Below are 13,422 nucleotides of genomic sequence, written 5' to 3'. Positions count from 1 at the left end.
TCGTCAGCATTATGCCCTAAATCGTTGCATTGCAGATCTGTGGGAGGATGATCGGCGTAAATTGCTTACCCTGCCGGAGCAAGGATTTGAGGCCTTTCGCTTGGGTGCAGCAGTGGTGATGCTCTGGGAACACTCAGCCGATTTCGAGAGAAATTGAAAAAGATAGATTTACTCATTCTTGATGAAGTTGGCTACGTGCCGTTCAGCCAAACCGGATCTGAGTTATTGTTTAACGTGATCGCGGATTGCTATGAGCAACAGAGTGTGATCGTTACGTCCAACCTGGAGTTTGGCCAATGGACGTCGGTGTTTGGAGACACGAAGCTCACATCGGCGCTCGTTGATCGCTTGATCCACCACGCTCATATCCTCTCATTCACGGGCGAAAGCTTCCGTTTCAAGCAGGCAATGGATAGAATTCCTCTGTAGTTACAAACGGCTGGCAAGTGCTTAGGCAATTTTGGCTGCAAAACTGAGCATTTTCTACTTGCAAAACACAGACAATATACCACAAATTCCCTGCTTAAGGTCTTAGCAAAACTAAAAAACTTGCCGTCACTTATGATACGGTTCAGCGCATTGCGGTTCCGTATAACGTTTTGGAGAAGATTGAGGTGCGGTTTGTGGTTTGAGAAATCGAATACAAAGAAGCGGTAGTAGAAACTCTATTTAGAGTTATGTACTACCGCTATGGTAGAAGCAAACAATGCAAGCAAACAATAACCTTTTTTTACCATTATTTTGTGTCACTCATCGGGGCAAAATAGCTTCATTACTGAAGAGCACCGCCGCTAATTAACAAACGTTGCCCACTCACATAGGAGGATAGGTCACTCGCGAAAAATTCGGCTACATTTGCCACATCGTCCAACGTGCCTAATCGCCGCATGGGATGGGCTTGGATAAGAGCATCTCTAAGTTGTGCTCTATCTTCTGGGTTTGTCCATAGTCCCGCACCTTCTATAACAGTCGGTACGATGGTATTCACAGTGACACCTCGGTATCCGATTTCCTTCGCCAGCGCCTCGACAAGATACATGGGTGCTACCTTGCTGCTGCCGTATAAGGCGTATCCAGCCATAGCACTAGTGGTCGTGCTTGATGAAACGTAGATGATGCGCCCGTTATCCGCTACGTGTTTTGCCGCTTCTTGTATGGTGAAAAATGCACCCTTGGTATTGACTTGAAATAGTCTGTCATATTGTTCTTCCGTAATATCAACTGCCGGGAGGTTTACAAGCTCTATGCCTGCGTTCGCAACGACAATATCCACTCTCCCAAATTCCTGCAGTGTGGTTCGGAACAATTTCCGAACCTCTGCTACTTGGCTGATATCCGCTTGAATAGCGATCGCCTTCACTCCATATGCCTGCAAGTTGGAAACGGTAGCTTCAGCGGCGGCTTTATCGTTCGTATAATTAACGGCAATATCAGCGCCTAAAGACGCATATCTTTCTGCAATTGCTTTTCCGATTCCTCGCCCCGATCCAGTTATCAATGCTACTTTGTTTCTTAGGTTGGTCAAGAAATGCGCCCCCTTATGAGGTTAGAGAGACATGCCTCCCGAAACCTCGATGCGCTGGGCATTAACCCAACGATTTTCGTCAGACAGCAACGAAGCGATAGCCTCTCCAACGTCCTCGGGTTCGCCGACACGGCCGAGCGCCGTCATGCCCCCGATAAGCTTCTTTAATTCAGCATTGGTACGGAGCCCGCTAAAATCTGTTGCGATAGCACCCGGAGCGACAACGTTGGCGGTGATTCCGCGTGGTCCCAGCTCCTTTGCCATGTACTTGGTGAGAACCTCAATGGCACCTTTCACAGATGCGTAAGCACCACTTTCCGGAACCGCAAAGCGAGTAAGACCGGTGGAGATGTTTACAATCCGGCCGCCATCATTGATAAGCGGCAACAATTTCTGTGTCAGGAAGAAGACTCCCTTGAAATGTACTTCGTACAAACGATCCAATTCTTCCTCCGTCGTCTTCTCGAATGAGTTATGGTGAGAGATACCTGCGTTGTTCACGAGGTAGTCAAATTTTGTAGCCCCCATATCTTTTAGCGCACCTTGTACGCTTTGTACAAAGGCGTCAAAAGTACGGACATTGCCGGCATCAAATTGTAAGGCAATGGCTTTGCGTCCGGTTTCCCGGATCAGGGAGACAACTTTCTCCGCTTCTTCTTGATTAGAACGGTATGTGAAGATTGAATCAACACCGTGGCTTGCAAGGGATAAAACAGTACTTCTGCCAATACCCCGGCTTCCGCCTGTAACGATTGCTATTTTGGGGTTGGTTTGTGTCATTGTGCATTCTCCATTCTTTGTTAGAGTCTCACCAGAAAGTATACCTTATCGTATAACTAACTGGTTGGTTATATAATAATATTAATTAACTAGTTAGTCAACTATGTTATTGTGATATAATGAAAATCTAAATTAATGCTTGAATAAGGAGAGACACCAATTGAGAAACGCAGAGTCAACAAAAGAGAAGATTATGGAGGCTGCTTTGGATGAGTTCTCTTCCTATGGTATTGCAGGAGCACGTGTTGACCGCATTGCTAAAAACGCTTGTTGCAATAAGAATTTAATTTACGTTTACTTTGAGAATAAAGAAACGCTTTTTACAACCGTTCTCGAAAGACACTTAACACGTGTTTATGAGGAAATTGTTTTTACACCTGAGGATCTTGCGGGTTATGCGATAAAAGTATTCGATTGGGCTATGACGAATCCACAAATTGTAAGGTTAATGTCATGGTACAGTTTAGAGCGGAAAGCAGTTAACCTAACCGAGCGTGCCTCGGTGCGCGACAAGAAAATTAAAGCGATAATGGATGCACAAAACGAAGGTCTGGTTGGAAAGACATTCACTCCCGGCTTTCTTTTGACTGCCGTCATGGCTTTAGCAACCGCCTGGACGCCAACTCATCCTTTCGGGCCCTCGCACGATCCGGATGCCGTGAACTTTCCAACAGAAACGAAGGAGGCCATTGCCAGGGCCGTTAGTCTGATTTCTAAAGGTGAATAAAGTTGGTATGAATTTGGCACCATCTAATCTCCTCCCACATGTAATGGTATTGACGTATATCTTGCGTTGGTATCGTGAGGGGCAACTACATCGGTTTTAGATTAGGTTATCGAAAATAACAGGCTTAATCAATCGTACACTTCAGGTCAATCACAAAGTCGTACAGCGGATCATGCAACAATGCGGCTTTATTATTGTATCTTTCGAATATTCAAGATTTGTATAATGGAGAAATTATTGCATAATTAGACTTCAAAATGAGCAAGAGGTGAAATCTGCACGTAGATTTCACCTCTTGCTTGCTTTAGAGACTAGTTTTGTCCCTGCCTTTTTCCTTTTGTTGCCTTATCGGCTCATTAATCATGGTCCCGCAAAAATTTCACCAACGCGGCGTTGAACTCATCTGCGTGGGTCACATTAAATCCGTGCGGACCGCCTTTGATCACCACGAGCTCGCTGCCAGCAATTAGCTCATGCGCTCTTTGACCACTGACTTCGAGCGGTACGATCGCATCCGAATCCCCATGCAGGATCAACGTTGGAATGTTAAATTTGGCTAGATCGCCTCGGAAGTCCGTACGGGCGAACGCCGCGATACAATCCAGTGTCCCCTTCGGAGAAGCAAATGCCGCAATATCGCGGTTATATAAGCGGAATGGTTCGCTGACCAGGTCGGTTCGGCCTCCAGCTGCAAAGAAGTTCGTCGTGAACGTATCCAGGAAAGCCAGCCGGTCTGCCTTCACACCGTCCTCGAACGCTTTAATGGTTGCATCGTCGAGGCCTCCTTCTGGGTTATCTGCAGAATTGTACAGATACGGTGGAACCGCACCTGCAAAAACCGCTCTTTTCACTCGGTCTGTCCCGTAAGTTCCGATATAGCGAGCCACTTCCCCGCCGCCCATCGAGAATCCAACCAAAGTAACATCACGTAAGTCCAGTTGCGTGATCAACTGATGCAGATCGGCTGCGAAGGTATCGTAATCATACCCGTTCCAAGGCTGCGACGACTGACCAAACCCGCGGCGATCATACGTAATTACCCGGTATCCAGCTTCTACTAAAGCCGGCACTTGCTTCTCCCAAGATCTTCCGCTCAGCGGCCAACCATGAATCAAAATCACCGGTTTCCCAGAACCTACATCCTCATAATGAAGCTCCACCGGATGTCCATTCTCTTGTCCTACTGTAACTTTTGCCATTTTGAATCCCTCCATATATTTTGTGTTTTTTGAAATTATATTGTGCACAATGTTTATGTTCACATCATACCCTCGTTGTGTTATATTGTCAACAATTAAATTGCAAAAAATATAAATTCCTTTTGAATCATATGCTATGATGAAGGTGAACCCTATAAATAAAGCTAATCGAGGTGCATCGTCTTGGATACGAAAGAACAAAACTTAAAATTGGGAGAACATCTTTGTTTTTCACTCTACGCCTGCTCCCGGGCCATCCTGCGGATGTATCGCCCATATTTGGATGAGCTGGGGTTAACCTACCCGCAGTATCTGGTCTTGGTCACCTTATGGGAGAAGGAGAAGAGCACCATTAAAGAGCTCGGAGAAGCGTTGGATCTGGACACCGGCACCTTAACACCCTTGCTCAAGCGGATGGAGGCCGCCGGACTCATTGAACGACAACGCGATTCCATCGACGAGCGGGTGGTAAATGTACTGATCACGCCGAAAGGGAAGGCGCTTCAAGCGAAAGCGACCTGTGTTCCGCAGTCACTGATTGACGCTACAGATATGAATCTCAAGGAGATCAACCAACTCAATGACAGCATTCAACTGCTGCTGCAGCAAGTGAATGCCGCGGCGAAAAAATAAAAAAGCAACCTGGAAGGCACGATCGATCTTGGAGAACCAGAACATTTCCTAGTCCTTCAAAAGCTCCCGCAGATTCTCGATATAATGTACGTTTTGCGTAAGCTGCTGATCACCAGAATCCTTCATAATCCCGTCTCCGAATAGATTCGATACCTGCTGACGGGGTGTCGGGTCGAGGTGATCAGCCCCTCCTTCTCCCAATGCCAAATTTCGCAAATTATGAATGCTCCTTAGGAACCTCCATGCCTTCGGATAGCTTAAAGCCCACGGCCCGCTTCTTCGGATCGTCCAGGGTGTACATAACGTTTACCGCTAAACCATCCTCATAGAAAACGAACGCCCACCGGATGTTTTCCACTTGAAAATGATTCAGCTCTGGCAGAACTTGGCCAAAAGCGATCTACGCATACGGTCACAGATGCTATTGCGGCGACCCCTAGTCAACAAGCCGCCATCATCAGCGCCTTCGTCTCGGGAGCTCAGTCCATGCTGCATGTTGCAAGTATCATTACGCTCCTCATCGGCATCCTCGTCGTGGCGGCAACCTTTCGAGCCTGCCGGCGCTTGCCCGATCAGAGCCTTAATACAGCAATTTCAACGACCGCTCCCAACAGATAGCACATACTGTCCCACGGGGGACTCCAAAACAAATCGCCGTTCAGATCCAAGCAGGGATCAGGGACGGCGATGTTTTTAAGCAGGATTCCAAACTTCCAGCGTCTTGCGTAATTGCCGGATGTCTCTCCCTGGAGGCAGCCCAAACTTCCGCGCATATTCCCGGCTGAAATGCGAAGGGCTTTCATATCCCACCTGAAAGGCCGCCTCCGCGGCTTCCAGCCCCCCCGCGATCATCAGCCTTCGTGCCTCCTGGAGCCGAAGTTGCTTCTGGTATTGGATCGGACTCATGCCCGTCACTTCTTTAAAATAATGATACAAAGAGGACGCACTCATCCGCGCCTCCTCCGCCAATTCCTCCACACGCAGGGGCTGCGTAAACTCACGATTCAGCCGTTCAATCACCCTCGTGATTCGCTGCGCATGGCTGCCAATGAGGGCAAATTGCTTTAACGCCGCATTCTGCTCATCTTGAACAACGCGGTAAATGACCTCGCGAATAACACTTTCGGCAAGTACCGGAATGTCCTGAGGGGCATCCAGCAGCCGCACCAGTCTGAGAACGGCGTCGAGGAGCGCATCGTTCATCCGACTGACCACGAGACCACGCCCAGGCGACCGTTTCGTTCGTTTGATTTCACCCGAGCAACGCAACACATCGAGGACCTGCCCCATATTAAAACCCAGCTGCAAGCTTAAGTAAGGCGCTTCGGGGGATGCTTCCAGCACCTGACCCGTAATGGGCAAGTGGACTGAAGCGATCAAATAACTGCACGGATCATATCGATAGTTCTCTTCCCCCAACACCACAACCTTGGAACCTTGGGCCACGATACAGAGTGACGGTTCATATACCGAATGGACCCGGTCGGAAATCTGGGAGGTCCGAATCAAGGACAAGCCCGGAATCTCCATTTCATGCGTTCCATCCTCTCGCACCAACTGACCTATGATTTTAGCTAATTCTTGAATTCTCTCCGCAGGTTGTTCTCCCATTCGCATCACTTCTCCATTTTGACGTCTTTACGTTCTACCCTATTTGCGTCTTTACGTTCTATCCTATTATGTTTTGGAGAATTAGGCAAGTTTCGTGTGCCATCCCGCTACCGCCGTAAGATCTCCTCAACCCATAATGAAGGTGATCAAACACTCTAAGATTGGAAGGAGAGAATCTCATGAATACTAAAAATGAAGCTCCGCACCCTTATGTCGGGATGTGGGTAACCGAAGACGGCTATATCCGTCACGAACTGCTGCCGAACGGCCGCTACGTTGAAGCCCGCGGAAATCGCAAAAGCGCCTACCAAGGGAGCTACACCATCGAGGGCGATCATATCGAATATGTGGACGACACCGGCTTTACGGCAGACGGGGATTTTATTAATGGGGTCTTATATCATGCGGGTATGGTCCTCTATCGAGAACATTAGGAAAAGAGGCGATATCAGGTGACAACACTTCAAGGAAAAACAGTGATCATTACCGGAGCCAGCAGCGGGATTGGTGAAGCCACAGCCCGTGAACTTGCCAGTAAAGGCGCTAACGTCGTCATTGGAGCCCGGCGCTTAGAGAAACTTGAGGCCCTCGCCTCTTCCCTGCAAAAAGATGGAGCTTCGGTTGCCGTGCAACGGCTGGATGTGACAGATTTGGACCAGATGCAGGACATTGTTCAACTGGCCGTTGACCAATTTGGACAAGTGGACGCTATAGTAAACAATGCTGGTGTGATGCCGCTCTCCCCTTTGGCAGCCCTCAAGATTGAGGAATGGAACCGGATGATCGATGTCAACATCCGCGGTGTGCTTCACGGGATTGCCGCCGGGCTGCCGATCATGAAGAAGCAAGGTGTTGGACACTTCATCAATGTGGCCTCGATCGGAGCTTATGAAGTGACGCCAACGGCTGCGGTCTATTGTGCCACCAAATTTGCTGTACGGGCCATCACCGATGGCTTAAGAAAGGAGGTTGCAGGGCAAGGCATCCGCGTGACGCTGGTTTCTCCGGGGGTTACGGAGTCCGAGCTGGCCGAGACCATCACAGATCGCGAAGCCAAAGAGTTTATGGTAGAATACCGGCGCATCGCGCTGCCTGCTTCTGCGATTGCCCGCGGCATCGCTTATGCCCTCGAGCAGCCGGAAAACGTCGATGTAAATGAACTGGTGATCCGCCCTCGCGTGTAACAAAACATCCCAAGGGATTGTTCACTGGGAATCCATTAACAATTCACATCGCAAGAATTCAGAAACGGCGATTCTCCCAGAACGGAGGATCGCCGTTTGTTTAGCTAAGCCGAGGTATTCAATAAAGAGAAAGGCTACGTTGCCCCAACCTCGGGAAAAAGCGGGATCGGAGGCCCGATGACCCCTGCATTCCCGGTATTCCACCGTGGAGAGGTCGCCGAGTTTTTTCTGAATACATTCGTGGTTTATTCCATGTTTTTCGATATGACGATTTTCCCCCGTTTCGGCGACTCTTCGCTTTTACGGTACGCCTGAAACAGCCCTTGGGCAGTAAAGGGATAGGTCTCATGGATATGGATTTTCAATTTATTCTCTTTCATATGACGAACTATGGATTCAAAATCGGTGCGGTTAGGTCTTGCCTGGAAGAAATATGCGGTAATGTCACGGACCTTCGGATGTTGATTGATCCCGAATGCCACCACTGAAATATAGGTTCCGCCATCCTTGATGACCGAGTAGTTTTTCTCTCCAATTTCCCCCAGCAACCCGGTGCCGAAAGTGGCTGAGTCCATCGCGGAATCAAATACGATATCAACAGGATCGGTGATCTGGGCGGCAAAATCGACTTTCGTGTAGTCTAACACCTCGTCCGCACCGAGTCCTTTAACGAATTCATGATTATATTCCCTCGCTGTCGCGATAACATACGCTCCATGTTGCTTGGCCAACTGGATTGCCGCATGTCCCACGCCTCCGGCACCGCCTTGTACAAGGATGCGTTGTCCCGGTTGAAGACGGCCATGCTCAAACAGCCCTTGCCAAGCTGTTAGGGCAACCGTAGGTGCGGCGCCTGCCTCTTCGAAGGAAAGAACCTCAGGGATAACGGCAAGAAGATCTTCTTCCACCACAACATAATCCTTATAAGTACCGCCCTCATGAACCATGCCCATGACACGATCCCCCGGCTTGAAATGACGCACTTTTCCGCCAACCTCTTTGACGATGCCGGCTACTTCACTGCCAAGAACAAGCGGCAATTGAAATTTATCCGGAAATTTATCGGCCATCGGATTCTGAAGAATCGCGCCACTGCGAAATAGGATATCCGCAGGATTGATGGAAGAGGCACGCATTTCGACGAGAACTTGCGTGTCAGAGAGTGCGGGAATCGGCACTTCCAGTTCCTCCAACGCTTCTGGTGTTCCAAATTTTGTCAAGGCAATAGCTTTCATGATGATCCTCCGCTTCGATTACCCATTAAATTGCCTTCCCTCAAGGGAAGTTAAATGATCCGCCCGCCGTTCTTTATAGAACCGCTGATAAGATCATCGCCCGCCAGATAGCCGTTCATGAAACTTCTGATCCAATAACAGAATTTCTGCTTTTTGGCTGACGGCATGGTTCCCAAGCTTTACATCAATGATGAAGTCATTGCTTAGCATCTGACGGTAACGGGCAATAATATCGTTGTCAGACATTTCTGCCCATGCCTTCGTTTCAGGTGGGATTACCGGAATTCCGGCTTGCTCTACCAGGCGAAGGTTTTGTTTAATCTCTGCGGCGATCTTGCTTAGGGTGTTTTCACTTCTTGCCGTCTCAAGATCCACCATTCCGTCTTTCGCATAGAAATGCTTGTTGACGATAGCCAACGCAGTATGCGAAATATGGAATGCCTGAATATTTTCTTGGATTTCATAATGCAAATTCGCCGATTCCAATATTTTGGCGAGTTCTTTCACTCTTTCGGTGATTTGTCCATTGATTTCACCAAAAATGGTTCCTTGATGTTTTTCAGAACCGAATTGGGCATAGAGAACATCGTCTTTGATGTCTCCGCCGGCGCCCGGGAAGCCCGGAAGTAAACGATCACCCACGATCTCAAGCCAAGAGTCATATCCAACGGTGTTAGTTAAGGTGACGATATTCTTGCTCCGATTATGCTTGATCGCAGACAGGGCCGACTCGGCCTGATCATACCTGACTGGGACCAAAATGAAATCATAAATGTCGTCGTCATCCAGTTTTTCGATCGTCTTGATCGGTATTTGCTTTATCGTTCCCTTATCGTTATATCTCAGACCGTCCCTTTTCAGCACTTCCAGTCTCTTTCCTCGTGCCAGCATCGTGACGTCCAGTCCCGACTGTGCCAATCGAAGTGCATATACACTGCCAATCACGCCAGCGCCAAAAATCAGAAGTCTTTGTGGTTTAGTGCTCATGTTGTTCCTTCCTTCCAAATTTATTCATCACAGATTGTTTAAGCAACACCTGTTTGATAGAATTATGATAATACCGTATGCTTATCATTTCTACCAGCAGAGTTAGCGGAAAGTTGCATAGGCAACATATTTCGAAATTTGATGTTTAATTAGGGGACATTGAAATGGTAAATCATGAGATCCAAGAGTGTTGCGAACACGACAGTTAATTAGAGAAGCGTTCAGAGATCTATTGCATAGCACAGGATTTGATGCAATCACCATCAAAGATATCGCTCAGAAAGCTACAGTTAACCGTGCCACCTTTTATGCCCATTTTGAAGATAAATATGCTTTGCTTGACGAAGTCACGACCGAGGATTTCCCGGTTAATACTCGGGTCAGCGTCGCTGTTATCGATATACTCTTTAATGCCTATATCCATTATCTCCATCATTTTCTTTCGAAATGCTGATACTCCTTTGTTTGTAAGAAGTGTGGAATAAACCTAGCTGTTGCATTCCAAAAACTCGAAAGTGCGAAGCAGTAATGCTCTGGACGGAATCTTGCTCGGGGATCCGTCAGGCAGACAGCTTTCAAACAATAGCTGCAAGTAGGTTTCGATACACTGGTCCAGCAGATATCTGAAGGCAGGTGATCATTACGATCTTATCTTTGTCGTCATGACCTATACGGATTTTCCGGCCGTTCTTCCTATATTAGCCAACAATAGAAGCTTTAACATCATCATAGGGAACAATACCGATGCCCATGAAATGCAAAATTATTTGAAGGAGCATAGTAAATCACCGAAAAATGTCGCCTTTGGATTCCAAACAAGTGCGGGCAGCCGGAAGGACGGGCGAATCATCTGTATTCGCGGAGGAGGAAGGCAGATGGTGCTCGGAGGACTGGATGGTCCGATTCCTTTCGAGTCTAAATTACATCAGGCTTTCGCAAAAACCAAGTATAAGCTTATCTATCACGAGAATATAGACGCCTGGCTTAAGAATCATATCGTGCCTATCGTTGCGCTTAACTATGTAACGGTTATACACGAAAGCCAAATGAAGAAAATCGCCAAAGATGACAAGTTGTTGCAGCAAATGATCACCGCTATGGACGAAGGCTTTAGCGTGCTAGAAGCCTTAAACTATCCACTGACACCGGCGAAACAAGATGCACTAATCCGCAAATGGCCGATGCTCATGCGCTTGTTTATGAAGATTTATCACTGGCTGCCCATCAGTCGACAGGTTAACGGTTCTGTAGACGAAATTATCGCTTTGGGCCGCGTGTTTCGACATTGGAAGGAAACCCGTGTCCTAACTCCTAACTGGGACAAATTGGAAAATAAGTTTAAGGATAAGGTGGCTGATAAATACACTTGAAAACCGAATATTCACCCTATTTATGGTACGGTTCACCGTTTCAAGCAGCAGCATCATGATCGTGTAGTCCCGCAAGCCTGAAAAGGTTTTGCGATTCGGCTGATGAAGCAGGACGAGAACTTGCTCCTTCGTCAGCGTTTGGATCATCTTTTTCTCGGCCACAATCAAACGCAATTGATCGAATACAGGCTGGGTGACCAGACGTTCTTCATACAAGAACCGGAAAAAGGTTTTGCAGGCTCGAATGCGGTTGTTAATTGTATGGCTTGCCAGTCCATGGTCCAGCATATAGCCGATGTAGTGCGTCTTGATTTGACGAGCGGTCACTCGCTGCAAATCCAATGGAATGTTCTGCTTTTGAAACGTCCTTTGGAAATGGCGAAAGAATTCCTCATAAAATTCCAAGCTCCGCGGCGACAAGTTCAAAGCACGTTTATGCATTAAATACGCCTTTGTCGCTTGTTCGTACGTGATGACTTTTGCCGGTTGCGCTTCAGTTTCCGGAACTGCGGCGGTTTGAAGGAGATTATTGCGCCGTTTCATGCTTCCACCCCGCTTTCGGCAGCATGTTTGGACAGAAGGGCTTCAATCGGACTTGCCTTCTGATGTTGGTTATGCAAATCCTGGCTGAACAGGTCGACATAGCGTTGGGTCATTTCGATGTTGGTATGACCGAGAATGCACATCAGAGAGAAGGCGTCACCGCCATTCAGCAAATACGATTTGGCCATTGTGTGGCGGAACGTATGGGCGGAGCCGCGGGTTCCCTGAATATGAGCCGCTTTGCAATGAAGGATGATTAGGCGCTTAATGGCTTCATAACGGAGCGGCGTGTTATTGAGGGTGATCCAACAGTCATCAAACGGCAGTTCTCCCCGCTCCCGCAAATAACGGTTCAGTTGATACTGGCACTTTTTTTGGATCGGAACGATGCGGGGCTTTCGTCCTTTTCCGGAAGGAATTCGAATCGTTCCAACAGCGAGATCGATATCGGGTACTTGCATGCGGCTTAATTCCATTAACCGCATGCCGGTGTCCAGGAGGACCAGCATCATAGTATGATCGCGCAAGCCCGTAAAGGTGTTCACATCGGGCTGGCTTAGAATCGCGGCGACTTGTTCTTCGGAAAATGTGAAAATGGCTCGGTTCGTTGCTTTGATCAATTTCAGATCGGCAGCCAGATTGGTCGAGGTGTACCCGTACTGCCAGAGGAATTTGAAGAAGACTTGGCAGGAAGCGATTCGTCCTCGAATCGTGGCGGGAGCGAGCTTTTGATCGAGCAGATATTTCATGTATCGATTGCTCAAATCGAAAGGGGTCAGATTGGCGAAATCGAGCTTGGTTTCGTCCAGAAATTGTTCCAGAGTCCGCAGACCGAATTTGTAGAACGCATAGGTCGTCTTCGTCAAATTGCGGAGTTTGCATTCCTGAAGAAACAAATGAACGGCTTCTGAAAAGGATAAGACAGACAAATTGGACATCGACACAACATCCCTTCCTCGTCAGTTATTGGTGAGGGAAATGTTGTGCGCTGCTGGAGCCGATTGTCGCGCCAATGAACGAGACGTATGAGCACGCCAAAAACCGCCGAAAAAGCAGCCGTTTTTTGCTTCTGGAACAGTTTTGGAAAAAACCTGAAACCCCTTGTCCCATAAGGGATTAAGGGAGGTGCGCTTTTCTCTTTCACCTCCAAACCGGTACACCAATTTCAGGTTCTAGTGGTGGCAACACCGTGGAGGTTCAAGTCCTCTCGACCGCACCATATTCAAAACGTAAGGCTCATAAATCACATTTGCGTGATTTGTGAGCCTTTTTGTTGATGTGCCCAACCACCGGAAGATACCGAAGATGCTGAAAGGAAACAAGATGGTCTCCATACTCTTGCGTTCAGCGGACGAAAGGTTTTGCAGATGACGAGTAAACTCTTTGAGTTCCATAGCACATCTATACGAACTAATGTTCTTATCCCTCGTATAGAACATTCGTTCGTGAATTGCAACATTCCAATAATGAACCAAAACACAGCTATTAGTTTAAGAAAATCAAGAAGCGTATCCCCCGTATGGCAAATGACAGGGGATACTTTTTGGGCTGAAAGGCAAAGGGGTTCGGAGAAAGGTGTAGACTGGCGAACCTGGGTAAGAATCAACCTGAAGGCGCCGGGGCGATTC

Annotated in this window: 14 protein-coding genes and 2 pseudogenes; 7 read left to right on the top strand and 9 right to left on the bottom strand. The window is 47.8% G+C overall.

The genetic code is table 11. The features are described from left to right. Positions 1–126: 126 nt before the first annotated feature. A pseudogene (locus ACFSO0_RS08930) lies at positions 127–429 on the top strand (ATP-binding protein); the annotation flags it as partial. Positions 430–772: 343 nt separating this feature from the next. Here ACFSO0_RS08930 and ACFSO0_RS08925 read toward each other — a convergent pair. Continuing rightward, entirely contained in the window at positions 773–1,525 is a 753-nt protein-coding gene (locus tag ACFSO0_RS08925; protein ID WP_376879103.1) for an SDR family oxidoreductase, read from the bottom strand. A gap of 21 nt (positions 1,526–1,546) precedes the next feature. Further along, positions 1,547–2,305 carry an SDR family NAD(P)-dependent oxidoreductase gene (locus ACFSO0_RS08920; protein ID WP_376879101.1) on the bottom strand — a complete coding sequence of 253 codons (759 nt, stop codon included), beginning with the start codon at positions 2,303–2,305 and terminating at the stop codon, positions 1,547–1,549. A 160-nt stretch (positions 2,306–2,465) separates the two neighbouring features. On the opposite strand from ACFSO0_RS08920, the gene ACFSO0_RS08915 reads away from it, so the two are divergent. Further along, positions 2,466–3,032 carry a TetR family transcriptional regulator gene (locus ACFSO0_RS08915; RefSeq protein ID WP_376879099.1) on the top strand — a complete coding sequence of 189 codons (567 nt, stop codon included), beginning with the start codon at positions 2,466–2,468 and terminating at the stop codon, positions 3,030–3,032. Positions 3,033–3,388: 356 nt separating this feature from the next. On the opposite strand, the gene ACFSO0_RS08910 is transcribed toward ACFSO0_RS08915, so the two are convergent. Then, a complete protein-coding gene (locus ACFSO0_RS08910; RefSeq protein WP_376879096.1) occupies positions 3,389–4,231 on the bottom strand; it encodes an alpha/beta fold hydrolase in 843 nt (280 codons plus the stop codon). Between the two features lie 183 nt (positions 4,232–4,414). Here ACFSO0_RS08910 and ACFSO0_RS08905 point away from each other — a divergent pair, with 183 nt between their 5' ends. Then, entirely contained in the window at positions 4,415–4,864 is a 450-nt protein-coding gene (locus ACFSO0_RS08905) for a MarR family winged helix-turn-helix transcriptional regulator (RefSeq protein ID WP_376879093.1), read from the top strand. Between the two features lie 226 nt (positions 4,865–5,090). Here the strand turns inward: ACFSO0_RS08905 and ACFSO0_RS08900 are convergent. Next, a pseudogene (locus ACFSO0_RS08900) lies at positions 5,091–5,240 on the bottom strand (phage tail protein); the annotation flags it as partial. Between the two features lie 317 nt (positions 5,241–5,557). Further along, positions 5,558–6,475 carry an AraC family transcriptional regulator gene (locus tag ACFSO0_RS08895; RefSeq protein ID WP_376879091.1) on the bottom strand — a complete coding sequence of 306 codons (918 nt, stop codon included), beginning with the start codon at positions 6,473–6,475 and terminating at the stop codon, positions 5,558–5,560. A gap of 179 nt (positions 6,476–6,654) precedes the next feature. Here ACFSO0_RS08895 and ACFSO0_RS08890 point away from each other — a divergent pair, with 179 nt between their 5' ends. Then, the gene (locus ACFSO0_RS08890) at positions 6,655–6,909 is read left to right on the top strand and encodes an Atu4866 domain-containing protein (RefSeq protein ID WP_376879089.1); all 255 of its coding nucleotides are present in this window, start codon (positions 6,655–6,657) and stop codon (positions 6,907–6,909) included. Positions 6,910–6,927: 18 nt separating this feature from the next. Continuing rightward, the gene (locus ACFSO0_RS08885; protein WP_376879086.1) at positions 6,928–7,659 is read left to right on the top strand and encodes an SDR family oxidoreductase; all 732 of its coding nucleotides are present in this window, start codon (positions 6,928–6,930) and stop codon (positions 7,657–7,659) included. Positions 7,660–7,904: 245 nt separating this feature from the next. Here the strand turns inward: ACFSO0_RS08885 and ACFSO0_RS08880 are convergent, their stop codons facing one another. Further along, positions 7,905–8,894, bottom strand: a complete 990-nt coding sequence (locus ACFSO0_RS08880) for an NADP-dependent oxidoreductase (RefSeq protein WP_376879084.1) — start codon at positions 8,892–8,894, stop codon at positions 7,905–7,907. Between the two features lie 93 nt (positions 8,895–8,987). Continuing rightward, positions 8,988–9,881 carry a ketopantoate reductase family protein gene (locus ACFSO0_RS08875; RefSeq protein ID WP_376879082.1) on the bottom strand — a complete coding sequence of 298 codons (894 nt, stop codon included), beginning with the start codon at positions 9,879–9,881 and terminating at the stop codon, positions 8,988–8,990. Positions 9,882–10,068: 187 nt separating this feature from the next. Here ACFSO0_RS08875 and ACFSO0_RS08870 point away from each other — a divergent pair, with 187 nt between their 5' ends. Next, entirely contained in the window at positions 10,069–10,335 is a 267-nt protein-coding gene (locus ACFSO0_RS08870) for a TetR/AcrR family transcriptional regulator (protein ID WP_376879080.1), read from the top strand. A gap of 208 nt (positions 10,336–10,543) precedes the next feature. Beyond that, positions 10,544–11,251: a ketopantoate reductase family protein gene (locus tag ACFSO0_RS08865; protein WP_376879078.1), complete on the top strand. Its 708-nt coding sequence runs from the start codon at positions 10,544–10,546 to the stop codon at positions 11,249–11,251. On the opposite strand, the gene ACFSO0_RS08860 is transcribed toward ACFSO0_RS08865, so the two are convergent. Then, on the bottom strand, positions 11,186–11,794 hold the full coding sequence (locus tag ACFSO0_RS08860; RefSeq protein WP_376879075.1) for a tyrosine-type recombinase/integrase: 609 nt from the start codon (positions 11,792–11,794) through the stop codon (positions 11,186–11,188). The two genes, ACFSO0_RS08865 and ACFSO0_RS08860, sit on opposite strands and share 66 nt — an antisense overlap. Beyond that, positions 11,791–12,732, bottom strand: a complete 942-nt coding sequence (locus ACFSO0_RS08855; RefSeq protein WP_376879110.1) for a tyrosine-type recombinase/integrase — start codon at positions 12,730–12,732, stop codon at positions 11,791–11,793. Before ACFSO0_RS08855 ends, ACFSO0_RS08860 begins: the two co-directional genes overlap by 4 nt. Positions 12,733–13,422: the final 690 nt, after the last annotated feature.

The sequence above is a fragment of the Brevibacillus sp. GCM10020057 genome, from assembly GCF_042683565.1.
Taxonomy (GTDB): domain Bacteria; phylum Bacillota; class Bacilli; order Brevibacillales; family Brevibacillaceae; genus Brevibacillus.
Note: the sequence above shows the minus strand (reverse complement) of the source record. Positions and strands in the feature narration are given on the sequence as shown.